Origin of the sequence: Caballeronia glebae (genome assembly GCF_001545035.1) — a bacterium.
Taxonomy (GTDB): Bacteria; Pseudomonadota; Gammaproteobacteria; order Burkholderiales; family Burkholderiaceae; genus Caballeronia; species Caballeronia glebae.
Map to the genome: position 1 here is coordinate 67264 of NZ_FCOJ02000020.1, position 24887 is coordinate 92150.

Genomic DNA, 24887 nt, shown 5'->3' on the forward strand with positions numbered 1-24887 from the left:
GCTATTCGTCTTGATGAACCCGCTTTTCGAGACGAAAACAGACATTAATTGACAATTCGAAAATCGACTTAAGCCTTCTCAAAAATAACCCCGCATTATTCACTTATCCGCAAGTGCCTGTTCTCGATAGACTTTCGCCTTTACATTCTATTTATAGTTCATTCATTCCAAAGGTATACGAATCACTTCTTCGAAGATAGAATCCGGCCTTACATAACCCAATAAGTATAGCGAAGCAAATTCATGCGGATCGACAAACCGCTGTGGCACGAAGGCCTGATTCTCACGCAGCAGCATTTTCAGCAACAGGAACGGTGGGCGGAGTTCGCCCTGGGTCAGTTCACGACGGCGGCGCTCGCGCAACCGTGGGGAACGATCGCCGTGGAAGTCGACGAAGACGCGCTCGCCGCCGGTCGCCTCAAGCTGTCGCGGCTCAAGCTGCGCTTTCCCGACGGTACGCCTATCGATACGTCGATCGCACAGCCGTTGCCTCCCGCGCGCGATCTCACGCAAGGAGTGAATGCCGAGCGCCAAAGCGTGACGGTGCTGGCCGCCCTCGCGCTGCCCGACGCCAACGGCAACAACTGCCGCATGGACGAGACGACCCTCACGCGTCCGCGCCGGTCCTATCGCGAGTTCGTCAAAGTTGTCGACACGAACGGCACGGATGAAAGCGAGATCGCCGCGGAGCGTCATGCCGTGCGTCTGTTGTTCGACTTCGAACCGCACGCCGACGACACCGTTTGCGCCATCGCGCGCCTGACCCGCTCCACGAGCGGCCAGTTCCAGCTGGACCGGCGCTACGTGCCGCCTTGCCTGTCGCTGGGCGCTCATGCGCTGCACGTCGAGCGCATCGGCCGGATCGCCGACATTCTGCTGGCGAAGAGCCTTGCGCTCGGCGCACGGCGGAGCGAACGCATCGAGCAGGTGGCCGAATACGGCGTTGCCGACGTGCAGTTGTTCTGGCTTCTGCACTGCATTCACGCCGCGTGGCCAAAGTTGCGATTCCTCGCATCGAATCCGAATCTGCCGCCCGAGCGGCTGTATACGGTTCTGGCCGAACTCGCCAGCGCATTGATGACGTTTTCCACGAGTTCGCAGCTCACGGATATCCCGTCTTACGATCACGGCCGCGCGGACGAAGTCTTCGCGGAGATCGAAACGATGATCCGCAATCTGCTGGACGCGATCATCCCGTCGCGCGTCGTGCCCGTCGATCTCGTGCACGAGAACGCCACGACGTGGCGCGGCAAGATTCTCGACACGCGCATCGCCGAGGGCGCCGCCGACTGGTATCTGTCGGTCAGTTCGACGCTGCCCGCATTCGAGCTCGTCGAGCGGATTCCGCAGCTATGCAAGGTCGGCGCGCCCGACGAGGTCGATCGCATCGTCAATTCCGCTCTGGCGGGCATCGCGCTGAAGGCCGCTCAGCGCGTGCCGGCGGCCATTCCCGTGCGCCTCGACAACCAGTACTTCGCGCTCGATGTCACGAGTCCCGCGCACGCGCGCATGCTGGCCGCCCGGGCATGCCAGATCTATCTGCCGACATCCGTGCCGGACGTCTCGCTCGAACTCTACGCGGTGCTGCGCTCATGAACATGCTGTCTACGCCTTCCGCACACCCGAGGCTCGTCGAGCTGGCGCCGGGCGTCACGTCGTCTTCCCTCGCCGGCATCCGCGATCTGCTTCGCGACACCGCGCTCTTCGTCGTGAATTTGTCGACGGGCGGCTCCGCTGCAGACTTCGCCGCGTTGCGTACACGCTGCACGTCCATGATCGCGGACCTGGGCGCGGCGCTCGATCGCCGCGGCTATCCGCAAGACGTGTGCGAGGACGCGCTGAAGGCGCAATGCGCGCTGCTCGACGAGACGGCGCTGCATCATCTCTCCGATAAAGACAAGCCGCAGTGGTCCGCGCATCCGTTGCAAGTCGAGCAGTTCCAGCAGCACGATGGCGGTGAACGCGTATTCGATCGGCTGGAGTTCCGCATGCGCGAGCGCTCGCCGCAGGTCGACCTGCTGGAGTGCTATGCGGCGATTCTCGGTCTGGGATTTGTCGGCAGATATGCAGTCAACGGCAAGAGCCAGCGCCAGGCGCTCATCGACGAGCTTAACGCGCTGATCGAACGCCTTCGCCCCGAAGGCGAGCGCTCCCTCGTCATCGATCGGCCGGGCCGGCGTTTCGGCAACTGGGTTCGGCGCGTCTCGCCCTGGGCCATCGCCGGAATCGCCTGCGTGGTCGCGCTCGCTATCTGGTTCATCTGGCACATAGCGCTCGATGTGCAGCTCGCGGCGCTGATTCCGAACGCAGTCAAACCGTGAGCGCCATGCAAAGACTGGGTTATCCGGCGCGCACCATCGTCGTCTTCGCGGCGCTGCTCGCGCTCGCCGTGCACTGGTTCGTGCAGCCGTTCGGCAAGGAATGGATCTGGCTTTCCACGGTCGGCATTCTGATCGTCGCGGCGTGTCTCGTCGGCTGGCGCACGCGGCAACTGTCGCGCGCGCGCCGCAGCAGCGCGGACCTCCTTACGGCGCTGGGCGCCGCGACCGTCGATATTCCGCTCAACCTGCGCACCCGCATGCCGCTCGTGCTCGTCACGGGCGATGCGCTCGCCTCGATCTTCGATCACGGCGCGGGCAAGCCGCGTCTCGTGCTCATCGGCGATGGCGCGATCTGGCTGCGCGTGGATCGCCCTCAGGATCTGCCGGGCGTCGCGCTCGCGATGCGCCAGTGGCGCGACGGCCAGCCGCCCGACGGCGTCGTGCTGAGCATGGCGCCCGCGCTGCACGCCGACGCCGATGTCCTCTCGCAAAGCCTGCGCGTGGTGCGTCAGGCGCTCGCCGATGCTTCGCGCATCGTGAGTGCGCGTCTTCCGGGTTACGTCGCCGTGTATCAGCGTCTGACGCGGCTCGCGCCCGCCGATGCGAACGCCGCGCTCCGATGGCACAGCGTCTCGTCGGCTACGCCGCTCATCGACGCACAGCGCATCGAAGCGGTCATCCGGAATGCCGAAAGCGAAGCCCGCCGTCAAGCCGGCGATCGCTATGCGTCCGCCCATGCCGCCGCGCTGGCGTCGATCATCGGCTGGACGCAACGCGTGGTGTTCGGCACGCTGACCGATCCGCGCCAGCCGGCGACGCCCTGGGCGCTTTATGGCGCGGGCTGGATCGACTGCGGACCCGCGAGCGACGCGACCAGGCCGTGGGAGCAGGATGTGCAGCGGCAGACGTGCATCGCACCCGCGAGCGTCGATGCAACACCCGCCCCGTGGCCGTTGCCGCAATCGTTGATCGAGGCGATGCCGCGTCGCATCCCGGCCTCGCCGCGCGCGAAGGCTTTCGCGCATGCCATCGGCATCACGGCGCTGGCCGCCGGCCTCGCCTTCCTCGGCTCGGGCCGCCACAATGCGGCGCTGCTCGACCGCGTACAAGCGAATCTGGCGCGCTTCGCGTCGCTCACGCCGGATCACGACGCCGCTCGCCGTGACGCGTTGCAGGCGCTCGTCGCCGATCGCGACGAACTGGATCGCTATGCGCGCACCGGCGTGCCGCTCAGGTTGTCGTTCGGGCTGTATCACGGCGCGCAGCTTCTGCCCGCGTTGAACACCGCGATCGCCAGCTACCAGCCGCCGCCCCCGCCCGCCGTAGTGACGCTCGACAGCATGTCGCTCTTCGACAGCGGCAAGGCTCAATTGAGGCTCGGCTCGACGCGCACGCTCGTCGACGCCGTCGAAATGATCAAGTCGCATCCGGGCAAGCGGATACTCGTCGCGGGCCATACGGACAACGTGGGCGACGCCGCGAGCAATTTGAAGCTATCGAACGCGCGCGCCGCGGCCTTGCGCGACTGGCTGATCGAAGCCTCGGGCATTCCGGCGACGCAATTCGCGGTTCAGGGTTACGGCGACACGCGGCCCATCGTCGCGAATGACACGCCCGAAGGCCGCGCGAAAAACCGTCGCGTCGAAATTACGCTGGTGCCGGACAGCGCGAACGGCTCAAACTGACATCGTGAATCGATTCCCGAAGTTCTCTCTTCGGGATCTTGTCGCTCAGAGACTTGTTTTCTGAGCATTGCTTGGCAGTACCAAAGAGGAGTAGTAAATGGCAATTCCTGCATACATGTGGCTCAAGGATGACGGCGGCGCCGACATCAAGGGTTCCGTCACCGTGCAAGGCCGTGAAGGCAGCGTCGAGATCGTCGAGTTCAATCACGGCGTGCATATCCCGACCGATGGCAACACCGGCAAGCTCACCGGCACGCGCGTGCACGCGCCGGTCACGCTGACCAAGGAAACCGATTCGTCCACGCCGTATCTGTACAAGGCTGTGACGAGCGGTCAGACGCTGAAGTCGGTCGAGATCAAGTGGTACAAGATCGACGACGCGGGCAAGGAGAAGGAATACTTCAACACCAAGCTCGACAACGTCAAGGTCGTCGCAGTGCGTCCGAAGATGCTCGACATCAAGAATCCGGATTTCGAGAAGCACAACCATCTGGAAGAGGTCGAACTGCGCTACGAGCAGATCACCTGGTCGTTCAAGGACGGCAACATCATCCACAAGGACACGTGGAACGAGCGCGCGTAAGCGGCTCGAATAATCGGCTCATGACAACGTGAGCCGTCGAAGCCGGCCCGCTTTGCGGGCTGGCTTTTTCTTCTGCAAATCGCCCAGCCCCGTACGCATTCATTCATTCACCTCGGCACGAGATTTCATATGACAACGCGCGACTCCACTCATCTGCTTCGCCGGCTCAACCCGCACTGCGCTCGCACGCTCGAAGCGGCCGCGAGCCTGTGCCAGACGCGCCTTTCCGACGAAATCACCGTCGAGCACTGGCTGCTGAAGCTTATCGAGGCGGATGACGGGGATATTCCCGCGATCCTGCGCCACTATGAAATCGATGTCGACGCGATCTGGAACGCGCTGCTCGCCGCCATCGACCGCCACCCGCGCGATCTGCGTGGCAGGCCGTCGCTTTCCATTCAGCTCGCGAGCGTGCTGCAGGACGCGTGGAATCTCGCCTCGCGCGAGCATATCGACGGCACGATCCGCTCGGCGCATCTGCTGCGCGCGCTCATCGACGCACCGCACATGATGCGCACGCCGGACGCGTGGCCGCTCTTTTCGCTTTCCGCAGCGCAGATCGAGCGCCTGGTGCCACGTCTCGGACGCGCGTCCTGCGAGAACGCGCCGGAGCCGGAAGGCAATGCCGATGAACCCGCCGAAGTCACGCAAGCAAGCGCACAAGCGCCCGTGAAGCAAGCCCCGGCGCGCTCGACCGAAGGCCAGGCGCTCGAGCGCTTCGCCATCGATCTGACGGAGAAGGCGCGGCGTGGCGAAATCGATCCGGTGTTTGGCCGCGATCGCGAAATCCAGCAGATGGTCGACGTGCTCGTGCGCCGCCGCAAGAATAATCCGATCCTCGTCGGCGAGCCGGGCGTCGGCAAGACGGCGCTCGTCGAAGGGCTCGCGCTGCGGATCGCCGAGGGCAGCGTGCCTTCCCTTTTGCGCGAGGTGCGCATTCTCACGCTCGACCTTGGCCTGCTGCAAGCCGGCGCGGGCGTGAAGGGCGAATTCGAGCAGCGTCTAAAGAACGTGATCGACGAAGTGAAAGCATCGGCGACGCCGATCGTGCTGTTCATCGACGAAGCGCACACGCTCATCGGCGCGGGCAACTCGGCCGGCGGCTCGGACGCGGCCAACCTGCTGAAGCCCGCGCTCGCGCGTGGCGAGTTGCGCACCATCGCCGCGACGACGTGGTCGGAATACAAGGAATACTTCGAGCGCGATGCAGCGCTGGAGCGGCGTTTCCAGATGGTCAAGGTGGACGAGCCCGACGACGATGCGGCCTGTCTCATGCTGCGCGGCCTCGCGACGCGCTACGCGACGCATCATCACGTGCATATCCGCGACGAGGCGCTCGTCGCGGCGGTGAAGCTGTCGCGGCGCTACATCCCCGCGCGCCAGTTGCCGGACAAGGCCGTCGATCTCATCGACACCGCCGCCGCGCGCGCGCGCATGGGGCTCGACACGCCGCCCGCCGAACTGCAACGCGCCCGCGCGGCCGTGGCGGCGCTGGAACTGGAGCGCGCGAGCGTCGACGCCGACGAACGAGCGGGCATCGACGATACAGCCACGCAGCGCGACGTGCTCGAAGCCGCGCTCGCGCAGGCGAACCAGGATCTCGCGGACATCCAGACGCGCTATGACCGCGAGCTGTTGCTGGTGCGTGCGCTGCTGGAACAACGCGGCGACGGCAAGACGAAGCCCGACGCGGACGCCTTCGCCGCAGCGAAGCACGCGCTTGCCGAAGCACAAGGCAAGACGCCGCTCATCTTCGCCGATGTCGACGCGCAGGCCATCGCGCGCGTGGTCGCCGAATGGACGGGCGTGCCGGCCGGCAGTCTCGTCGAGGACGAACTGCTGAATCTGCTCGCGCTGGAAGATCAGTTGGCCAAGCGCGTGGTCGCTCAAGACGATGCGCTCGGCATGCTCGCGCAAAGCCTGCGCACCGCGAAGGCCGGACTCAAAAGCGAACACGCGCCGCTCGGCGTGTTCCTGCTGACGGGACCTTCGGGCGTCGGCAAGACGGAGACGGCGCTTGCGCTCGCCGATGTGCTCTTCGGCGGCGAGGCCGCGCTCACCACGATCAACATGTCGGAGTATCAGGAAGCGCACACGGTCTCGCAGTTGAAGGGCTCGCCGCCGGGTTACGTCGGTTACGGGCGCGGCGGCGTTCTGACCGAAGCGGTGCGTCAGCGGCCGTATAGCGTCGTGTTGCTCGATGAAGTCGAGAAGGCGCATCGCGACGTGCTCGACATGTTCTATCAGGTATTCGACCGTGGCTCGATGCGCGACGGCGAAGGTCGCGAGATCAACTTCCGCAACTGCGTGATCCTGATGACGTCCAATCTCGGCAGCGAACAAATTCACGACACGACCACGGACATGCCCGACATCGCGCACGCCGCGTTGCTCGACGCGATCCATGAGCCGCTCGTGACGCACTTCCAGCCCGCGCTGCTCGCGCGCTTCCAGACGCTCGTCTACCGGCCGCTCGACGTCGCCGCGCTCGGCAATATCGTGCGCCTGAAGATCGCGAAGATCGCGGAGCGCCTGAAGCGCCAGCACGACGTGACGCTGACGTGCGACGAGTCGCTCATCGCGTCGCTCGCCGAAATGTGCTTGTCACGCGATTCGGGCGCCCGCAACATCGACGCTTTCCTCGATCAGCGCGTCCTGCCGACCGTCTCGCGCGAACTCCTGACGCGCATGGCGAGCAGCGATACGCCCGCGGAGATTCGTCTCGCGAATTCGGCGGAAGGCAATCTGACGATCGAGTTCATCGATCGCGGCGAGCCCGTGCAAGCAACGGCCTGAAGCAAGCGCCGATGCCAGGTCCGTCCCTCTATGAAATGCTGCTCGGTCAGATCGAAGGCGAGCCGCTCAGCGACTTCGACGACCGCACGCTCGAAATCCTGAGCGTGCAGCAGAACGTGCGACGCATTCTGAACACGCGCGCAGGTGCGCTCAAGCATCTGCCGGACTACGGGCTGCCCGATCTCACCAACATCTACAAGGCGCTGCCAGCGTCTTCGCAGGCGCTGAAGGAGCAGATGGAAGCCACGCTGCTGAAGTACGAGCCGCGCATTCGGGCGATCGACGTCGAAATGGTCGATACGCCCGAACCGGGCCTGCAGGTGAGCTTCGAGATGACGTGCCACCTGAAGCGCACGGGGCTCGTGCGCTTCGGCACGTACTTCGTGCCGCCGGGCGTTTTCAGGCTTGAGCGGCGTGTGCGCGAGGGGAAGATCTGAAGTCGTTCCTCGCCTCGACGCGCACCCTACTCATGCCACTGCCCCGCCCCGCCGGCAAACGCCGGCACGCCCATCTCCTCGCGACTCCGCGCCTCGCGCGCCTCATCGGCCTCGACGGTCTTGCTCGTATCGATGAAAAGCGCCGCGACCGCGCCGACCGCGAGCAAGCCCGCTGAAATCGTGAACGGCACGTCATAGCTTCCGGTCTGCTGGATCAGATAGCCGAACGCGACCGGCGACGCCATCCCGGCGATGCCGAAGCCCGTGTTCATCATGCCGCCCGCCGTGCCCGCATACTTGCCCGCGATATCGAGCGGCAAAGTCCACAGCACCGGGTTCGTGATTTCGAGGAAGAAGAACGACGCCGTCAGGAACCACACGGCCATGATCGGGCTCGGTGCATTGACCATCGGCAGGAGGAAGGCCAGCGAGCCGCCCATGCCGACAACCAGAACGCTGCAACGCGCGAGCCGCAGCCGCCCCGTGATCCTGTAGATGCGGTCCGATAGCACGCCGCCCAGCGTGTCGCCGATCACGCCGGCAAGCAGCGGCAACGCGGTGAAGAGCGCGAGATGCTTCAGATCGAAGCCGCGCGAGTCCTTCAGATACGAAGGCAGCCACGTCAGATACACCCACAGCAACCAGCCATAGCAAAAATCCACGAACGTCACGAGCCACATGCGATGAATCAGCATGCGCCACGGCGTCGGGTTCTTTCGCGCGCGAGCGCAATCCCCCGCGCGATAGCCGATCTCGGCGGTCTCTTCGGGCGTCACGCGGCGGTTCTCATCCGGTGAATTGGTGAAGACGAAGAGATACAACACCGTCCACGCAAGGCTTGCGACGCCCAGCAAAATGAACGCCTCGCGCCAGCCGCTTGCCGCGACCACCGCGAGCACCACCGGCGGCGTCACCGCGCCGCCCAGCCGCGCGAAGCTATGCGTGATGCCCTGGGCGAATCCGCGCTCTTGCACCGGCATCCAGAACGTGAAGGCGCGCGTGGCGGTCGGAAACGCGCCGCCCTCACCGATACCCAGCGCGAGGCGCAACAGCACGAGCATGCCGATGCTGCCCGCGAAGCCCGTCGCGAGCGTCGCCGCGCCCCATATCAGCGAGAGCACGGTGAGCACGAGCTTCGGCCCGAAACGATCGGCAAGCCATCCGCCGACGATCTGCATCACCGCATACGGATAAGCGAACGCCGAGAACACGAGTCCGAGCTGCACGGACGACAGACCCATCTCCTGGCGGATCAACGGTCCCGCCACGGCGATGTTCACCCGGTCGATGTACGAGATGAAGTACATCAAACACATCACGCCGAGAATGATATGGCGCGTTTTCACGCGCTGACGATGCTTGTTCACAGTGTCTCCTTCCTTTGGCCCATCTGATGTGGAATATCAAGCCATGTGCGCGAATCCGCGTCTTTTCATCCCGCGGGTTGCGGATTCTGTACGAGCTTCAGGCGCTGCACCTTGCCCGAAGGTCCGCGCGGCAATGCATCGGTGAAGCGGAACTCACGCGGCGTCTTGTAACGACCGAGTTCGCGCAGGCAGTGCTCGCGCAGATCGGCCACATCGAGCGATGCCGCGCCGCCGATCGGCACGATGTACGCGACGATGTCCTGCCCGTAGGCCGCATCGGGCACGCCGACCGCCGCCGCTTCGAGCACACCGGGATGACGCAGAAGTGCTTCGTCGATCTCGCGCGGCGCGATGTTCTCGCCGCCCTTGATGATCAATTCCTTCGCGCGACCGTTGATGTAGAAGAAGCCCGCCTCGTCGCGATAGCCGAGGTCGCCGCTGCGCAGCCATCCGTCGGCTGTAAAGGCGTTGCGCGTTTCTTCCGCACGCTTGTAGTAGCCGCTCATCAATTGCTCGCCGCGCAGCACGAGTTCGCCGGTTTCATGCGGCGCACAATCGCGTCCATCGAGGTCGACGATCTTCGCTTCGCCGCCCGAAGGCAAGCCGATGCTGCCGATTTTTCTCATCGATTGTTCATACGGATTACTGAATATCGGAGCAGCGGTCTCCGTCATGCCCATCGTTTCGATGACACCGATGCCGAAGCGCTCCTCGAACGCGCGATGATGATCCGCCGGCAGCGCCGCCGACGCGCTGCGACAGAACTTAAGCGTCGAGAGATCGCGGCCTTGCGCGCCCTCGCCGTTCAGCAGATAGGCGACGATGGTCGGCACCACGTTGATCCACGTGCAGCCGGATTCCGATGCTTCGTCCCAGAACGTGCGCGCCGAAAAGCGCGGCGTCAGCACCGCCGATCCGCCGTGCCAGAGCGGTGTCAGCAACGCGACGACGAGACCGTTGATGTGATACAGCGGCAGCGATACGAGCACGCGATCGTCGTCGGACAGCCGATGTTCCGCGCTGATGTTGCGCATGTTGGCGAGCAGGCTGCGATGGCTCAGCAGCACGCCCTTGGGCGCGCCCGTCGTGCCCGACGTGTACATGAGCAGCGCGGTATCGGCGGGATTGATTACGCCCGCGTCGCTCGCGACGATATGCGTGCCGGGTGTTTCGTCGCGCACGAGCGGTATCGCGCGCGCGGGAAGCATCGGAATATCGGGCAACACGTTCGCGTCGGGCGACGTTCGCACCACCGCGATGTCGCGCTCCATGCCTTCACGACGCAACGCATCGATCGCTTCAACGATGGTGTCGTGCGTGTCATCGGCGGTGAAGATCGCGCGCGTCTCCGAATGCTCGACGATATAGCGCACCTGCGAAGGCTGGCACAACAGATTCAGCGGGTTCGCGACGAGTCCGCTGTACATCGCCGCGAGCAGCAGCCGCGCGGTCTGGATACCGTTGCCCATGAAGACGGACACGACATCGCCCGGACGCAGCCCCGCTGCATGAAAACGCCCTTCCAGCGCGAGACATTCGTCGCGCAATGCGCCGAACGTCAGTACGTCGTCGCGGGCGGCCGTCAGCAGGAAAGGCTTGTCGGGCGCGTGTTCGGCGCGCGCGTCGATCAATGCGCGCAATGTCGACGCTTCCAAAGACGCGCGATCCGGCGCAACGATTCGATCCGCTAGCGCGCTCATCGTCCGATCCTCCTGAAGTAGTCGCCGAGCAGCGCGTCGACCTCCGGCACGCGCTCCGCTATGCGGTACGCGATGCGCGTCACGTTCAGATATTGCCGGTAGCCGAGGTTCGACGAGAAGTTGTTGCCGCCCCACGTGCCGCAACCCATCGAGAGCGAAAATGGCAAGCCGTTGTCGAAGTTGCCGCCGGTCGCGAGGCAGTGCGCCTGATCGACGATCACGCGCGCCACCGGCAACTGCGTGCCGAGCCTGACGGCAAGCGCGTCGTCCGCGCCATGCACGCCGACCGAATGGCCCGCGCCCATGTAGCCGTAGATGCCGCGCACGATTTCGATGGCGGCGTCGATGCCGCGCGCGCGATAGACCGTCAATACGGGCGAGAGCTTTTCGCCGGAGAACGGGAACTCTGGTCCGTAGCCGCTTTCTTCCACCATCAGGAACTTCGGCTCGCGCGCGGCGATATCGTCGAGGCCCGCCTCCCGCGCGATCGCCGTCGCCGAACGCGCGGTGCAGCGCGCCGAGAGCTTGCCGTCGTGCCACATCGCCGCCTGCAAGCGCGCCTTCTGCGCGGCGTCGAGCAGCACGCCGCCTTGCTTCGTCAACGCATCGAGCATGCGCGCGTGGATCGCTTCGTCGATCACGACGCTGTTCTCCGAAGAGCAGCTCGTCGCATTGTCGAACGTTTTGGACACGGCGATCTTGCTAGCCGCGTCATCGGGATTCGCGCTCGCCGTGACGATCGATGCGACATTGCCCGCGCCCACGCCGAAGGCCGGCGTGCCGCTCGTGTAGGCCATGCGCACGTTGGCCTGCGAGCCCGTCGCGACGACGAGATCCGCGAGCTTCATCAGCGCGGCGGTGGCGGCCTTGCCGATCGGATGCGGCAGCATCTGCACGAGTTCGGGATCGAGGCCCGCCTTCGCGAACTCCGCGTGAATGAACTCGATGAGCAACGCGCACGACGAATAGCCCTTCGGCGAAGGCGCGACGATGACGGCGTTGCCGCACTTGAGCGCGTTGATGATCTTGTTGGCGGGCGTCGCGGCCGGATTCGTCGATGGCGTGATCGCCGCCACTACGCCGACGGCGCGCGCGATCTCAACGACGCCGTGTTCTTCGTCGCGCGCGATCACGCCCGTCGTCGCGACGCCATGAAGATCGCGCAGCAAACCGAGCGTCTTGCGATGGTTCTTGCGGAACTTGTCGTCGGCGTTGCCGAGGCCGGTGTCGCGAACGGCCAGATCCGCGAGTCGCCGGTTGCGCTGCGGCTCCATGATCGCCCACGCGGCGGCGGCCGCGGCGATGTCGAGCGTCTCCTGCCCCGCTTGCTCGAAGCGTCGCTGCGCGGCGCGCGCTCGCGCCACGAGCGCTGCAACGATGCGCTCCACATCGGGTTCTCGTGTATTCGGCGCGTCGTCGTGGGAACGTGCGAGCGTTGCGCCGCTTGCCATGTGATTCATGCGTAAGACCTCGGCTGTTGGAAGATTGGAGGTGCTATCCAATCTAGTCAGCCGCGTCCGTCGCGCGGTCCCGTTTTCTGGACTAACGCATGCAGCGAAATCGCGAGCATCGGAAATTCAGCTTTTCGGGACTTCACAGAGTCCCGAAAACCGGTGTTTTCGACGCACAATAAAATAAAACGCAAAGTAAGCAGACGGAGACAAGCAACGTGACATCGAATCAATCGAATGCCGCCGCCGTGCGCGCGTTCCGCGTGCTCGAAACGCTCGCCGAAGCGAATCGCCCGCTCTCGATGACCGAACTCGTCGATGCGCTCGGCCTGCCCAAGCAGACCGTGCATCGCATCCTCGTGCAACTGATGGACGCATGGCTCGTCACGCGCGGCGCGAGCGACAAGCTCTATGAATGCTCGGCGCGCGTGCGCACGCTCGCCATCAACGTGCTGATGCACGCGGGTCCCGCTGCGGCGCGTCATGCGCTGCTGGAACAACTCGTCGTGCGCGTGGGCGAAACCTGCAATTTGACGATGCTCGCGGGCAATGACGTCGTCTACGTGGATCGCGTCGAAACGGGATGGCCTTTGCGCATGCATTTGCAGCCGGGCTCGCATGTGCCGCTGCATTGCTCCGCGAGCGGCAAGCTGTTGCTGAGCTTTCTGCCGAAGGAGCGGCGCGAGCGCATGATCGAACGGCTGCCGCTGCGTTCGTATTCGGAGCGCACGATCACCGATCGCGATGCACTGCGCAAGGAGCTTGCATTGACGCGCCGCCGCATGCTCGCCATCAACAATCAGGAGCATTTGCAGGGACTCGTTGCGATCGCGGTGCCGGTGATGCTCGACCGGAATCGCGCGTGCGCGGCGATTGCGATTCAGGCGCCGGTCGGCCGCGTGGCGCTCGATCAGCTTCTCGCGTTCGAGCCCGATCTGCGCCGCACCGCGGAAGAAACCGCCAAGACGTTCAGAGAATAAAAGCCGGTTTGCGATGCAGCAAACCGGCCTTCGTTTCAGTGCTTATCGTTCGACTGTTTGCAGACGCTGCGACGAATGATCCTGCTCTTCGACTTCGACCTCGGCTTCCTTGCGGCCGCGCTTGAACACGACATACGCGACGATCAGAATGCCGAGACTCGCGACGCCAAGCCACAATGGCCTGCGTTGATCGGGGATGAAGGCCATCGCGACGAGAATCGCCAACATGCCGATGATGGCCAGCCACGTGAGATAGGGAAATCCCCACATGCGCACGCGCAGGTCGCTCACCTCGAAGCTCGTCATGCGGCCGCGCAAGCGCAGTTGTGAGAACGCGATCAGCAAGTACACGAAGATCGCGACCGTGCCATACGAATTGACGAGGAACGCGAACACGGTATCCGGCGATACATACGACATCACCACCGACACATAGCCGAACACCGTGCCAAGCAGAATGGCGCGCGTGGGCACGCCGCGCTTGTTGACCTTCGCGAGTCCGAGCGGCGCATCGCCGTGACGCGTCAACGCGAACAGCATCCGCGATGCCGCGTAGAGGCCCGAGTTGAGCGCGGACAGCACCGCGGTGAGCACGATCGCGTTCATCACGTTGGCGGCCGCGGGCATGCCCATCACGTCGAGCGCGCTGACGTAAGGCGTCGCCATCTGATGCGAATTCCACGGCACCAGCGCCACGACGAGCGCCACCGAGCCGACATAGAACACGAGCACGCGCGTGATGACCGAATTGGTCGCTTTGGCGACGGCCTTCGCAGGCTCCTTCGCTTCGGCCGCCGCGATCGTGACGATCTCCGCGCCGAAGTAGAAGCCTGTCGCCGCGACCGCGCCTGTCATTACCGGTCCGATGCCGTTGGGCATGAAGCCGCCGTGGCCGAGGAAAGTCGTGGCGACATCGGTCGTGTGCATCGACGCGGGCCACAAGCCGCAGACATACAGGCCGCCGAGAAACAGGAACACGATGATCGCGCCGACCTTGATCGACGAGAACCAGAACTCGAACTCGCCATAGCTGCCGACCGAGATGAGATTGGTCAGCGTGAGCACGACGAGCAGCACGAGGCTGATGATCCATGCAGGCACATCCGGTATCCAGAACTGTACGAGCTTCGCGCCCGCGACCGCTTCGAGCGCGATCACGATGACCCAGAAATACCAGTACATCCAGCCCGTGAGAAAGCCGGCGAGTCGGCCCGGCCCGCGCTGCGTCGAGAAGGCCAGGCGTGCATATTCGTAGAACGAGCCGACGGCGGGCATCGCGCAGGCCATCTCGCCGAGCATGCGCATGACGAGGACAACGAGGCCGCCTGTGATGAGAAACGAAAGAATCGCGGCGGGTCCGGCCTGCTGGATCACCACACCGCTACCGACGAAAAGTCCGGCGCCTATGACGCCGCCTAACGCGATCATCGTCATGTGGCGCTGCTTGAGGCCACACTTGAGGTCGCTTTGTTCCGTACCCGATTGCATGTCGTCGTCTCCTGATTTGCTTGTGTCGATTCGGCGCTCGCCCGCCGGTTCTTGGCCGGCGAGTCGACGCGTTTCATACAGTCATGCGATGCCGGTCCCCGCCGTTCGTCAAAGCGCCGGACGATCCTTGCGATAGGCGTTCTTCACCGCGATCCTGCCGTCGCTGAACGTGAAGACGTCCACCATGCGCGCCTCGATACGCGAGCCGTCCGCCTTCGTGCCGCGAAACGTCGATTCCGATACGCCGCGCTCGCCGCTCACGAAGTGCTCGCCGTCGTTCCACGATGCGTCGGGGAACGTTTCCCATGCGAGCGTGAAGCCCTTGCGCACTTGCTCGCGGCCCTTGAACGTGCGGCCCAGCGCATCGGGTCCGGCCACGCCGTGAAAGACGCATTCTTCCGCCATGCAGTTCATCAATGCATCGATATCGTGGCGATTCCATGCATCGTTGAATGTCTCCAGCAAGCGGACATAGTCGTGATTCGTTTGAGTGCTCATGTGTCGATGTTTTCAGTGCGTTGCGAAAGGGGAAAGGGGAAAGGGATCAGCGCTTCTCGTCCTGCGCCAGATACTTGTGATACAGAAATCGTTGACCGACGCGACGGAACGGCGCGAAGCCTTTCCACTTCACCATGCCCATCACGTTCGGATATTCGAGGGCCGAGTCGTAGATCGGCAGATCGTCGCGGCTCGCCTGCCATTTGCCCGCGACACGCTCGGCCATGCGCCGCCCCGCGTGCGCGGAAAATGCCACGCCGTTGCCGCCATAACCGACCGCATAGAAGATGCTTTGCTGCGGATCGGGTTGCGCGACGCGCGGCATCATGTCGTGACTCACATCGACCCAGCCCCACCACGAGTAATCGATGCGAATGCCCTTGAGCGTCGGAAACTTGCGATGCAGACCCTCGATCAGCACATCCATGTGCCGGGGGTTCGCGGCATCCGCGCCGGTGATCGCGCTGCGGCTGCCGATCTGCACGCGGTTATCCGGCAACAGGCGATAGTAGAAGCGCAGCGTGCGCGTATCGGTGATGACCTGACGCGAGCGGAAATTGGTCGATGCAAGCTCGTCCTCCGTGAGGGGCCGCGTGACGAGCGAGTTCGAGAGAATCGGCATGATCTTCGCGGACAACGCGCGATGCATGTCGTTGCGCGTATAACCGCCGGTTGCGAAGGCAATGGCCTTCGCGCGAATCACGCCACGCGGCGTGCGTACATGATGCACGCCGCGAATCGTCTCGACATTCAGGACCGGCGTGCCGGGATGCACCTTCACGCCAAGCGAGCGCGCCATGCGCAAATAACCGAACGCGAGCTTGAGCGGATGCACGCCGATGCCATCGGGCTCCAGCAACGCGCCGCAATTCTCGCGATCGTCGACATACGATTGCGCGACTTCCTTCGCGCTCAGCATGCGCGCGTCGTAGCCGAACACATCGCGCATAACCTTGCATTCGTTCGCGAGAAAGTCCATCTTGCGGGCGCGATGCGCGATGTAAAGATGCCCGCCCGGCTGCGGATCGCACGCGAACTCGCCGATCAAATGCTTGAACGTGTCGAAACCTTCGCGGATTTCGGCATCGAGCCGGAGCGCTGTCTGCTTGCCCCAGCGCTCGATCCATTGCGAGCGATAAAGCCGGCCGCTCGCGTTCTGCCCTTGCCCTCCGTTGCGGCTCGTGCAACCCCACGCACTGCGATTCGCATCGACGATGGTCGCGCGGATGCCATGTTCGCGCGCCAGAAAGAGCGCGGTGGAGAGGCCGGTGAATCCCGCGCCGACGATCAGCACGTCGACATCGGCATCGCCGGGCAAGGGGCCGTCGTCTTCGGGCGGCTCGCCCGCGGTCGCGACCCAGTAAGTGGGCGCGTAATCCATCGGCTGGCGGGCGATGGGCGAAACGAGCGGATCGTAGAGCGGATCGTATGGGGCGCACGCGCCACGAAAGGCTGGCGCAACGTAGTCGAGAGTAGCCACCGATGACTCCTTGGAAAGTACTTTCATACTGCACCGAACTTCACGCGCCGCTTAGTGCCACGCCGAAACCATCGTTAGTGCCAGGGCGCCGCGCCGCCGCGTTTTCGGCCGTTGGTTCATAAAACTTCGATTGCAGCACGCCGCTGGCCCTAGCGATTGGTCCGCTCTGGCACTACGACCCGCACTTTTTGTCTGGTCATACTGGGCGCAACCCTCTCTCACTCGCGCACGGTGTGCCTCGCGCGGGCCAATCGTCATACGGAGTGAACCATGCTGAAGCTCTTCATCGGACTCGGTTTGCCTTTTGTCGGCGTCGTCGGATTGTTGCCGTGGGCCGCGTCCAACGATTTTTACGTGCTCGGCGTTCCGTTTATTTATGCGTGGATATTCGGCTGGTTCGTGCTGACCTCGGTTTGTCTACAGCTTTGCTGGATGCTGTTCGACAAAAAAACGGAACAGCTCGACGCGCGCGGCGCATAAGGAGACATCGGCATGGCTTCCACGGTATTTCTGGGCTTCATCGCGCTTTCCCTGTGGCTCGCGCTGCGCGCCGGCAAGGGGCGCGGCTCGCAAAGCGTGCACGACTTCTTCGTCGCGTCGCGTCAGTTCGGCGCCTGGCTCGTGTTCTTTCTTGCGGCCGGCGAGATCTACAGCATCGGCACGATGGTCGGCTTCCCCGGCGGCATCTATGCGAAAGGGCCGACGTATGGCGTGTGGTTTCTCGGCTATATCCTGCTTGCCTATCCGATCGGCTATTTCGTCGGCCCGAAAATCTGGGAGGCGGGCAAACGCTATAACGCCATCACCCTGCCCGATCTTTTCAAGGGGCATTTCTCCAGCCGCGCGCTCGAATTGATCGTCGCGATTTCGGCGCTGATCTTTCTGCTGCCGTGGGGCCAGTTGCAGTTCACCGGGCTCGTTGCCGCGCTCAAGGGTCTCGGCTGGAACCTGAATCCGGTAATCCTCATCCTCATTTCCGCGCTGCTCGCCTTCACGTATATCGCGATCGCCGGCGTGCGGGCATCGGCGTATATCGCGATTCTGAAGGACATCCTGATGGTCGCCGCGATCGTGATCACGGGCGTCGCCGTGGCCTGGGGAGCGGGCGTCGAGCCGGTGTTCAGGGCCGCGAGCCAGCACGTATCGAACGCAATGGACGCGCATCAGCTCACCTTCTCGATGAGCACGATGCTCTTCCAGTCGCTCGGCTTCTACGTGATGCCCTTCGCGATTCAGAACTTCTTCACCGCGAAAAGCGCGAACACGATACGCCGCTCGCAAATCGTGATGCCGCTCTACATGTTGATGTACCCGTTCCTCGTGGTCGCGTCGTATTACGCGATCGCGCAGAACGTGCCGCTCGCGTCGCCCAACGAGGCGTTCTTCACCGCTGTCGTGCATCTGCTGCCGCCGTGGCTCGTCGGTCTGGTCGCGGCCGGCGCGTCGCTTTCGGGCCTGCTGGTGCTCGCGGGCATCTGTCTCGCGATAGGGCCGGTCGTCACGCGCAATCTGCTGCCGAACATGCCCGAGACGCGTCAGAAGACCGGCGCCAAAGTGGTGATCGGGCTTTACCTGATGCTCTCCATTGGCATGACGCTCGCCACGCCCAATCTCATGCTCACGCTCATCAACATGACGTATTACGGCGTGACGCAGTATTTTCCGGGCGTCATCGCGATCGTGCTGGGTTTGCGCGTGGGCGCTCGGGCGATCGCATCGGGGCTTCTCGTCGGGCAGATCCTCGCGGTCGTCCTGTATGTCTTCCATGTCGATATCGCCGGACTGAATATCGGCCTCATCTGTCTCGCGGTGAATGTTCTCGTCGTGTTCCTCGCCAATCCCGGCGCGGGCCGCAAGCACGTTCACGCCGAGTTGATCCACTCGAACGACTCATGACTCACACCGACAACAACGCAGTGAAAGTGCTCGTCGCCCGCAGAATATTGACGATGAATCCACGCCAGCCCGTCGCGACACACGTCGCGATCCGCGACGGCAAGATTCTCTCGGTCGGCACGCTCGACGACATTCGCCAATGGACCGACGCCGAACCGGACACGACCTTCAGCGACAAGGTGCTGATGCCCGGTCTCGTCGAAGGCCACTCGCATCTGATGGAAGGCGCGATGTGGAGCGCGGTGTACATCGGCTACTACGAGCGTCGCGGACCCGATGGCACGCGCTGGCCAGCGCTGCAATCGCTCGAAGCAGTCATCGAGCGATTGCGCGAAGCGGAGGGCAAGCTGGACGACGCCAACGCGCCGCTGCTTGCATGGGGCTTCGATCCGATCTTCTTCGGCAGCGAGCGCCTCACGGTGTCGCAACTCGATCGTGTGTCGGCGACGCGCCCCATCGCCATCCTGCATGCGAGCGTGCATCTGATGAACGTGAATTCGCCGATGCTCGCGCTCGCCGGCATCGACGAAGACACTGACGTCGACGGCATCGTCAGGGACGAGAACGGAAAGCTCACGGGCGAGTTGCAGGAATTCGCGGCGATGTTCCCGGTGTATCGCGTGATCGGCGCGAAGCTTTCGCTTTCGGCGAGCGACAACCCCGACGCCATTCGCGATTTCGGCAAGGTGGCGCAACTCGCGGGCGTCACGACGGCCACCGATTTGCTGAATGATCTGTCCGACAAAGGCATGCGCAATCTCGTGGAAGTGACGCGCGATGAGCGCTTCCCGATTCGCCTCGTGCCCGCGTTCGGGCCGCAGCGCAATCCTGAAGGCGGTCCATCGCGTGTGCTCGAAGCCATACAGCTCAACTCGGACAAGCTGCGGTTCGGCCCGGTCAAGTTCATCGTCGATGGCTCGATACAGGGCTTCACCGCGCGCCTGCGCTGGCCGGGATACGTGAACGGGCGGCCCAACGGCTTATGGCTGATTCCGCCCGCGCAGTTCGTCGACACCTTCCTGCCCTTCCATCTCGCGGGGCTGCAACTGCACATCCACACGAATGGCGACGAAGCCACCGAACTCGTATTAGATGCAATCGAAACTATCCTGACGCGGCATCCGCGACCGCATCATCGGCATACGTTGCAGCACTGTCAAATGGCCGACAGAAGGCAACTCGAACGCGCCGCCGGGCTCGGCATGTGCGTGAACTTCTTCTCGAACCACATCTACTATTGGGGCGACGCGCACTACGCGCAGACGATGGGCGCCGACCGCGCGCATCGCATGAATGCCGCGGCCACCGCCGACGAACTCGGCATCACGTTCGGCCTGCATTCGGATGCGCCGATCACGCAGCTCAATCCGCTTTTTACCGCGTGGTGCGCGGTGCAACGTCAAACCGCATCGGGCCGCATATTGGGCGAAGCGGAGCGTTTGAGCGTTCCCGTAGCGCTCAACGCAATCACGCTCGGCGCGGCCCGCACGATCGGCATGGACGATGTGATCGGCAGCATCGAAGTGGGCAAGTTCGCGGACTTCGCGGTGCTGGATGAAGATCCCAACGAGGTTCCCGCCGAACGCCTCGGGCAGTTGCGCGTGTGGGGCACCATTCTCGGCGGCCGCGCATATCGGGCGCCCGCATGATGACGCCTATACCGCTCGTCGTCATCGGCGGCTATCTCGGCGCCGGCAAGACGACGATGATCAACGCGCTTCTGACCAACACCGAAGGCCGTCGCGTGACGGTGCTCGTCAACGATTTCGGCTCGATCAATATCGATGCAGCGCTGATTCGCGAACGCAGCGACGATGTGATCGGGCTGGAGAACGGCTGCGTCTGCTGTTCGATCGGCGGCAAGCTGATGGAGACGCTGATCGAGATCGGCGCGCGCGATGTGCGGCCCGACTTGCTCGTGATCGAGGCGAGCGGCGTATCGGACCCGGTGCGCATCGCGCAGGTCGGCATGCTCGATCGTGCGTTTCGGCTGCAGGGCATCGTCGTCGCGGTGGATGCGCAAAGCATCGGAGAGACGCTCGCCGATGTCTATATCGGCGATATCGCGCGGCAGCAGATCGAAGGCGCGACTTCGATCGTGCTGACCAGGACCGATCTTCTTCGCAGCGACGAAGCACGCGCCGCGCAAGCACGCGTGATGAACATTGCACATACGCGCATCGTGTTCGAAGGCGATCGGGGCAGCGTCCCCAATGTGCTTTTTTTCGGCGATGAACCGTCTTTGCGCGAACGGCTAGCACCGATGACGTTCATGCCTTCGAGTCATCTTCCGGCCGATCTGCAGAGCTTTACCTTTCGGTCCGACGATCGTTTCGACCGGCGCTCGCTCAAAGCCGCATGCGCGTCATTCAGCGCCCGGCTCTTACGCGCGAAGGGCTTCGTGCGACTTCTGGATGGGACGTGCGCGGAGATTCATGTCGTCGGCAAGCGCTGGCATATCACGCCATGTCGCGATGTCGTCGAAACCGGGATCGTCTTCATCGGCCTATTCGAACCCGACGCCATCGACGCCTTACGTCGCGCGCTAAGCAGCGCCGCTTCTGCGCCGCGCGCCGAGCCATGCGGCGAGCTTCGCGAATAGCGTCATATCCGGCGGCACGTCCAGATTGACCGCGAAGTGATGCCGGTAGTACGTGCTCAGATCGAGCCCGACGCCAAGCCCAAGCACTTCCACCGCTCGCGATGCTTCGTGCTTCCCGACTACTTCTCTCAAGTGCCGGTCCAGATAGTCCGGATCGTTGGCTTGCGCGGTGGCGCTGTCCATCGGGCTGCCATCGGAGATGACGACGAGGATGCGACGCGCTTCATCGCGTGCAACGAGCCGCGAACACGCCCAATCCACAGCCTCGCCATCGATACCTTCGCGGAACAGATCCGCCTTGAACAGTGCCGCGATATCGCTTCGCGCGGCGCGCCAGCTTGCATCGCCTTCCTTGAAGATCATGTTGCAGGCTTCGTTGAGCCGGCCCGGATGCTTCGGCCTGCCCTTCGCGAGCCAGTCTAGCTTCGCGCGCCCGCCGTTCCATGCGCCGGTCGTGAAACCGAGCACTTCCGTCGTGACGCCCGCCATGCCGAGCGCGCGCACGAGCACGTCGATCATCACCGCGACCGGCGCGATGCTCGCCTTCATCGACCCCGAGCAGTCGATGAGAAAGCTCACCGCGCAGTCCGCATGCGGACGTTCGCGCTCGCGCCTGAACACACGCCGCTCATTCGGCGATGCCACCACTTGCGCGAGCCGACGCCCGTCGATGCGCCCTTCTTCCTCGCCGAACGACCAGCCATCGCGGCGCGGCACGGTGATCGAAGCCTGCAACATGCGCGCGAGACGCGGGACGTTGATATGCCGCGCGGCGATCAGATCGTCCAGCCGTTCGCGATATTCGCGCAGCATCGCCGCGCGGATCAGCGTCGAGGGGCGAATGGTCTTGTCGTAGCGTGTGGTGAACACACGATAATCCGCGCCCGTCGCCTCGCGCGCGCTGCTGCTGTCGCTGCTCGCGGTCAGCGCAAGCCGTTCGACGTCGCCTTCTTCATCGTCGATATCGAACCACGTGCCGAGCATGGTGCGCGCGGCTTCTTCCTTGTCGCCGGACGAATCGCTTTCGACAAGTCCGTGGCGCACGTCATGCACCATTTCGCCTATCCGTCGCGCGATATCCAGCGCATGGACCGCGTATTCGTGCTGGTCGTGGCAATGGCGGCGCATTCCGGCAAGCGCATTGCCGAGCGATGGCGCGAGCGCCGCGCGCGTCGCTTCGATGAGCCCTTCGGTTTCTTCGAGCACGGCGCGGCCCGAAAGACGCGACTCAGCCATTTGCGCGACGGTGTAGATCAACAAGCCGATGTCGCTATCGAGTGTGCCCGACGCATAACATGCGAGCGCCCACGCGTCGAAGCGATGCTGCACATTGCGCCTCACGCCTTCCATGCCTGAAGGCGCGCGCGTTTCGCAGCGCAACTGTTCGAGCATGTCGAAGACCATTCGCGCGACAGGATCGGCGGGTGTCAACTCCCGATGCAACGCGGCGTCCGAATACGCGATGCGCAACGCCGACGCATCGGCCGCGCCGCGCGTCGAATCGAGGTCTTCCTCGTCTCTGCGCTCACCGCGCAAGTGCGGCGCATGCAAGGGCACCGGCCTCAGGTGCCGATACAGTTTGCCGCCTCGATAATGCAACGCGTCGTCGCCCGTCAACGCGCGCACGGCGGCGGCGCAAAGCGCATCGCGTCGCGCGAGTTCACGCGAGTCGTTCATCTCGCCGACTCGTCGTGCCACTGCGAGGGCGTATCCAGTTCCTCGCCGAACGCACGCTGAAAATATTCCGCGACGATCGGGCGTTCCGCTTCGTCGCATTTGTTCAGGAAAGTGAGACGCAGCGCGAGCTTCGTATCGTGGAACACTTCGCAGTTCTCGGCCCAGCTGATGACGGTTCGCGGCGACATCAGCGTGGACAGGTCGCCCGCCTCGAAGCCGCGCCGCGTGAGTCCGGCCATGCTCACCATCGAATCGACGAGCGCGCGGCCCGCGTCATTATCGAGTTGCGGCACGCGCGCGAGCACGATGCGCGCCTCTTCCTCGCGCGACAAATAATTGAGCGTCGCGACGACATTCCAGCGATCGATCTGCGCGTGATTCAACATTTGCGTGCCGTGATACATGCCGTTCAGATTACCGAGGCCGATCGTGTTCGTGGTCGCGAAAAGACGAAAAAAGCGATGCGGCTGAATCACGCGGTTCTGATCGAGCAACGTAAAACTGCCGTCGCGTTCCAGAATGCGTTGAATCACGAACATCACGTCGGGACGGCCCGCGTCGTATTCGTCGAACACGAGCGCAACCGGGCGTTGCAGCGCCCACGGCACGATGCCTTCCTGAAACTCGGTGATCTGCACGTCGTCGCGCACGACGATCGCGTCCTTGCCGACCAGATCGAGCCGGCTAACGTGGCCGTCGAGATTCACCCGCATGCACGGCCAGTTCAGCCGCGCCGCGACCTGTTCGATGTGCGTCGACTTGCCGGTTCCGTGCAGGCCCTGCACCATCACACGCCGGTTGAACGCGAAGCCAGCGAGAATCGCCAGCGTGACCTCGGGATTGAACCGGTACGCCTCGTCGATTTCCGGAACGTGCGCGTCACGTGTGCTGAATGCCGGCGCCTGCAGATCCGTATCGATACCGAAAAGCGTACGCACGGACACTTTTCGATCCGGCTCGGCCAACCATGTGTCGCGCATCATGCTTCGTCTCCCATAGCAGAGCGCTCAGCATATCAACGATTCTTTTTCGGAACAAATCATTTCGTTTATTTTTAGCCAAACGACCTATGGGGCGAGAATCCGCACCTCATTTAAAATAATGTCGAACGAATTCACCTGGAAATCATGCTGATGGACAAGCCCGACACGCCCACGCTGCGCGCCTTCGCGCTGCTCGAATATCTGGTCCAGGCGGGCACTCCCGTATCGCTCACCGATATGGCCGATGACATGAGCATGCCGAAGCCTTCGCTGCACCGCATGCTCGCGTCGCTCGAAGCGGGCGGGCTCGTGATCCGCGAGCCCGGCGACCGGAACGCATACGTCGTCGGCCCGCGCCTCGCGCAACTGGGCCTCAACGTGATGACGCACGCGGGCGCGCGCCGCCTGCGTCACGCGATTCTCACGCGGCTCGTCTCCGATCTCGGCGAGACCTGCAATCTGACGATGCTGCACGAAAACGAAGTCCTGTATCTGGATCGCGTGGAAGCGCCGTGGCCGCTGCGGCTCGACCTGAAGCCCGGCTCGCATGTGCCCGTGTGGTGCAGCGCGAGCGGCAAACTGCTGCTTGCCTTGCAGCCGCGCGAGGAACGCAACGCGCTCGTGCGCGCGATGAAGCTTGAGCGATACACGGCCAACACCATCACCGATACGGAGATGCTGGAGGCGGAACTCGATCGCATCTCGAAGAAGGGCGTGGCGATCGACAACGAGGAGTTCGTGCAGGGAATCGTGTGCGCCGCCGCGCCGATCGCCGATGTGCACGGCACATGCATCGCGGCGATCGCCGTGCATGCGCCGGTGTCGCGCACCCCGCTTTCCCGCGCGCTGGAAATGGTGCCGCGCCTGAAAGAAGCCGCCGCGGAACTGGGCAAGACGTTCTGAGCGGCGCTTTCCTTTTCGCATTCAGAATAAAATCGCAACC

The 24887-nt window shown here is 63.7% G+C and carries 20 protein-coding genes; 12 read left to right on the plus strand and 8 right to left on the minus strand.

Annotation, left to right across the window (positions count from 1 at the left end):
- Nucleotides 1-243: 243 nt before the first annotated feature.
- The 6 genes from tssK to tssE all read left to right on the plus strand — a co-directional run bounded on the left by tssK (nt 244) and on the right by tssE (nt 7822).
- Entirely contained in the window at nt 244-1596 is a 1353-nt protein-coding gene (gene tssK / locus AWB82_RS15905; protein WP_086968760.1) for a type VI secretion system baseplate subunit TssK, read from the plus strand.
- On the plus strand, nt 1593-2321 hold the full coding sequence (gene icmH, locus AWB82_RS15910) for a type IVB secretion system protein IcmH/DotU (RefSeq protein WP_086968762.1): 729 nt from the start codon (nt 1593-1595) through the stop codon (nt 2319-2321). Before tssK ends, icmH begins: the two co-directional genes overlap by 4 nt.
- A 5-nt stretch (nt 2322-2326) precedes the next feature.
- Nucleotides 2327-4006, plus strand: coding sequence for an OmpA family protein (locus tag AWB82_RS15915; protein ID WP_086968764.1), 1680 nt, complete (start codon nt 2327-2329; stop codon nt 4004-4006).
- Nucleotides 4007-4103: 97 nt separating this feature from the next.
- Nucleotides 4104-4589 carry an Hcp family type VI secretion system effector gene (locus AWB82_RS15920; RefSeq protein ID WP_086968766.1) on the plus strand — a complete coding sequence of 162 codons (486 nt, stop codon included), beginning with the start codon at nt 4104-4106 and terminating at the stop codon, nt 4587-4589.
- 129 nt (nt 4590-4718) lie between these two features.
- Nucleotides 4719-7385 carry a type VI secretion system ATPase TssH gene (tssH, locus tag AWB82_RS15925; protein ID WP_086968768.1) on the plus strand — a complete coding sequence of 889 codons (2667 nt, stop codon included), beginning with the start codon at nt 4719-4721 and terminating at the stop codon, nt 7383-7385.
- Between the two features lie 11 nt (nt 7386-7396).
- The gene (gene tssE / locus AWB82_RS15930) at nt 7397-7822 is read left to right on the plus strand and encodes a type VI secretion system baseplate subunit TssE (RefSeq protein WP_086968771.1); all 426 of its coding nucleotides are present in this window, start codon (nt 7397-7399) and stop codon (nt 7820-7822) included.
- Between the two features lie 26 nt (nt 7823-7848).
- Here tssE and AWB82_RS15935 read toward each other — a convergent pair whose 3' ends face one another.
- The 3 genes from AWB82_RS15935 to sauS form a co-directional block, all read right to left on the minus strand.
- Nucleotides 7849-9189, minus strand: a complete 1341-nt coding sequence (locus tag AWB82_RS15935; protein ID WP_268811028.1) for an MFS transporter — start codon at nt 9187-9189, stop codon at nt 7849-7851.
- A 65-nt stretch (nt 9190-9254) separates the two neighbouring features.
- Nucleotides 9255-10889 (minus strand): AMP-binding protein, encoded by a 1635-nt coding sequence (locus tag AWB82_RS15940; RefSeq protein WP_086968772.1) that lies wholly within the window; start codon nt 10887-10889, stop codon nt 9255-9257.
- The gene (gene sauS, locus AWB82_RS15945) at nt 10886-12349 is read right to left on the minus strand and encodes an acylating sulfoacetaldehyde dehydrogenase (RefSeq protein ID WP_086968774.1); all 1464 of its coding nucleotides are present in this window, start codon (nt 12347-12349) and stop codon (nt 10886-10888) included. The genes AWB82_RS15940 and sauS overlap by 4 nt, the downstream gene beginning before the upstream one ends.
- 209 nt (nt 12350-12558) lie before the next feature.
- Here sauS and AWB82_RS15950 point away from each other — a divergent pair, with 209 nt between their 5' ends.
- The gene (locus AWB82_RS15950) at nt 12559-13320 is read left to right on the plus strand and encodes an IclR family transcriptional regulator (RefSeq protein ID WP_086968776.1); all 762 of its coding nucleotides are present in this window, start codon (nt 12559-12561) and stop codon (nt 13318-13320) included.
- A 42-nt stretch (nt 13321-13362) separates the two neighbouring features.
- Here the strand turns inward: AWB82_RS15950 and AWB82_RS15955 are convergent, their stop codons facing one another.
- The 3 genes from AWB82_RS15955 to AWB82_RS15965 form a co-directional block, all read right to left on the minus strand.
- Nucleotides 13363-14808, minus strand: a complete 1446-nt coding sequence (locus AWB82_RS15955; protein ID WP_086968778.1) for an amino acid permease — start codon at nt 14806-14808, stop codon at nt 13363-13365.
- Between the two features lie 108 nt (nt 14809-14916).
- On the minus strand, nt 14917-15306 hold the full coding sequence (locus AWB82_RS15960) for a nuclear transport factor 2 family protein (protein WP_086968780.1): 390 nt from the start codon (nt 15304-15306) through the stop codon (nt 14917-14919).
- A gap of 46 nt (nt 15307-15352) precedes the next feature.
- Nucleotides 15353-16786: an NAD(P)/FAD-dependent oxidoreductase gene (locus tag AWB82_RS15965; RefSeq protein ID WP_086968782.1), complete on the minus strand. Its 1434-nt coding sequence runs from the start codon at nt 16784-16786 to the stop codon at nt 15353-15355.
- A 270-nt stretch (nt 16787-17056) separates the two neighbouring features.
- Between AWB82_RS15965 and AWB82_RS15970 the strand changes: the two genes are divergently transcribed.
- The 4 genes from AWB82_RS15970 to AWB82_RS15985 are packed head-to-tail and all read left to right on the plus strand — an operon-like array spanning nt 17057 to nt 21284.
- Nucleotides 17057-17266, plus strand: a complete 210-nt coding sequence (locus AWB82_RS15970) for a DUF3311 domain-containing protein (RefSeq protein ID WP_086968784.1) — start codon at nt 17057-17059, stop codon at nt 17264-17266.
- Between the two features lie 12 nt (nt 17267-17278).
- A complete protein-coding gene (locus AWB82_RS15975) occupies nt 17279-18682 on the plus strand; it encodes a sodium:solute symporter family protein (protein WP_086968785.1) in 1404 nt (467 codons plus the stop codon).
- Complete coding sequence (locus tag AWB82_RS15980; protein WP_086968786.1) at nt 18679-20331, plus strand: amidohydrolase; 1653 nt, start codon at nt 18679-18681, stop codon at nt 20329-20331. The genes AWB82_RS15975 and AWB82_RS15980 overlap by 4 nt, the downstream gene beginning before the upstream one ends.
- Nucleotides 20328-21284 carry a CobW family GTP-binding protein gene (locus tag AWB82_RS15985; RefSeq protein WP_235023317.1) on the plus strand — a complete coding sequence of 319 codons (957 nt, stop codon included), beginning with the start codon at nt 20328-20330 and terminating at the stop codon, nt 21282-21284. The genes AWB82_RS15980 and AWB82_RS15985 overlap by 4 nt, the downstream gene beginning before the upstream one ends.
- On the opposite strand, the gene AWB82_RS15990 is transcribed toward AWB82_RS15985, so the two are convergent.
- Both AWB82_RS15990 and AWB82_RS15995 read right to left on the minus strand, forming a co-directional pair.
- Nucleotides 21228-22961, minus strand: a complete 1734-nt coding sequence (locus tag AWB82_RS15990) for a cobaltochelatase CobT-related protein (RefSeq protein WP_086968788.1) — start codon at nt 22959-22961, stop codon at nt 21228-21230. The two genes, AWB82_RS15985 and AWB82_RS15990, sit on opposite strands and share 57 nt — an antisense overlap.
- Nucleotides 22958-23944 carry an AAA family ATPase gene (locus AWB82_RS15995; RefSeq protein WP_200818123.1) on the minus strand — a complete coding sequence of 329 codons (987 nt, stop codon included), beginning with the start codon at nt 23942-23944 and terminating at the stop codon, nt 22958-22960. Before AWB82_RS15995 ends, AWB82_RS15990 begins: the two co-directional genes overlap by 4 nt.
- Before the next feature lie 150 nt (nt 23945-24094).
- Here AWB82_RS15995 and AWB82_RS16000 point away from each other — a divergent pair, with 150 nt between their 5' ends.
- Nucleotides 24095-24847: an IclR family transcriptional regulator gene (locus AWB82_RS16000; protein WP_086968790.1), complete on the plus strand. Its 753-nt coding sequence runs from the start codon at nt 24095-24097 to the stop codon at nt 24845-24847.
- Nucleotides 24848-24887 lie beyond the last annotated feature (40 nt).

Excerpts from the sequence above, each read along its gene's own strand:
- tssK (WP_086968760.1), top strand. The coding sequence starts at position 244 with ATGCGGATCGACAAACCGCTGTGGCACGAAGGCCTGATTCTCACGCAG.
- AWB82_RS15915 (WP_086968764.1), top strand. The coding sequence starts at position 2,327 with ATGCAAAGACTGGGTTATCCGGCGCGCACCATCGTCGTCTTCGCGGCG.
- AWB82_RS16000 (WP_086968790.1), top strand. The coding sequence starts at position 24,095 with ATGGACAAGCCCGACACGCCCACGCTGCGCGCCTTCGCGCTGCTCGAA.
- AWB82_RS15980 (WP_086968786.1), top strand. The coding sequence starts at position 18,679 with ATGACTCACACCGACAACAACGCAGTGAAAGTGCTCGTCGCCCGCAGA.
- tssH (WP_086968768.1), top strand. The coding sequence starts at position 4,719 with ATGACAACGCGCGACTCCACTCATCTGCTTCGCCGGCTCAACCCGCAC.
- sauS (WP_086968774.1), bottom strand. The coding sequence starts at position 12,349 with ATGAATCACATGGCAAGCGGCGCAACGCTCGCACGTTCCCACGACGAC.
- AWB82_RS15975 (WP_086968785.1), top strand. The coding sequence starts at position 17,279 with ATGGCTTCCACGGTATTTCTGGGCTTCATCGCGCTTTCCCTGTGGCTC.
- AWB82_RS15955 (WP_086968778.1), bottom strand. The coding sequence starts at position 14,808 with ATGCAATCGGGTACGGAACAAAGCGACCTCAAGTGTGGCCTCAAGCAG.
- AWB82_RS15940 (WP_086968772.1), bottom strand. The coding sequence starts at position 10,889 with ATGAGCGCGCTAGCGGATCGAATCGTTGCGCCGGATCGCGCGTCTTTG.
- AWB82_RS15990 (WP_086968788.1), bottom strand. The coding sequence starts at position 22,961 with ATGAACGACTCGCGTGAACTCGCGCGACGCGATGCGCTTTGCGCCGCC.
- AWB82_RS15960 (WP_086968780.1), bottom strand. The coding sequence starts at position 15,306 with ATGAGCACTCAAACGAATCACGACTATGTCCGCTTGCTGGAGACATTC.
- AWB82_RS15920 (WP_086968766.1), top strand. The coding sequence starts at position 4,104 with ATGGCAATTCCTGCATACATGTGGCTCAAGGATGACGGCGGCGCCGAC.
- tssE (WP_086968771.1), top strand. The coding sequence starts at position 7,397 with ATGCCAGGTCCGTCCCTCTATGAAATGCTGCTCGGTCAGATCGAAGGC.
- icmH (WP_086968762.1), top strand. The coding sequence starts at position 1,593 with ATGAACATGCTGTCTACGCCTTCCGCACACCCGAGGCTCGTCGAGCTG.
- AWB82_RS15995 (WP_200818123.1), bottom strand. The coding sequence starts at position 23,944 with ATGATGCGCGACACATGGTTGGCCGAGCCGGATCGAAAAGTGTCCGTG.
- AWB82_RS15985 (WP_235023317.1), top strand. The coding sequence starts at position 20,328 with ATGATGACGCCTATACCGCTCGTCGTCATCGGCGGCTATCTCGGCGCC.
- AWB82_RS15970 (WP_086968784.1), top strand. The coding sequence starts at position 17,057 with ATGCTGAAGCTCTTCATCGGACTCGGTTTGCCTTTTGTCGGCGTCGTC.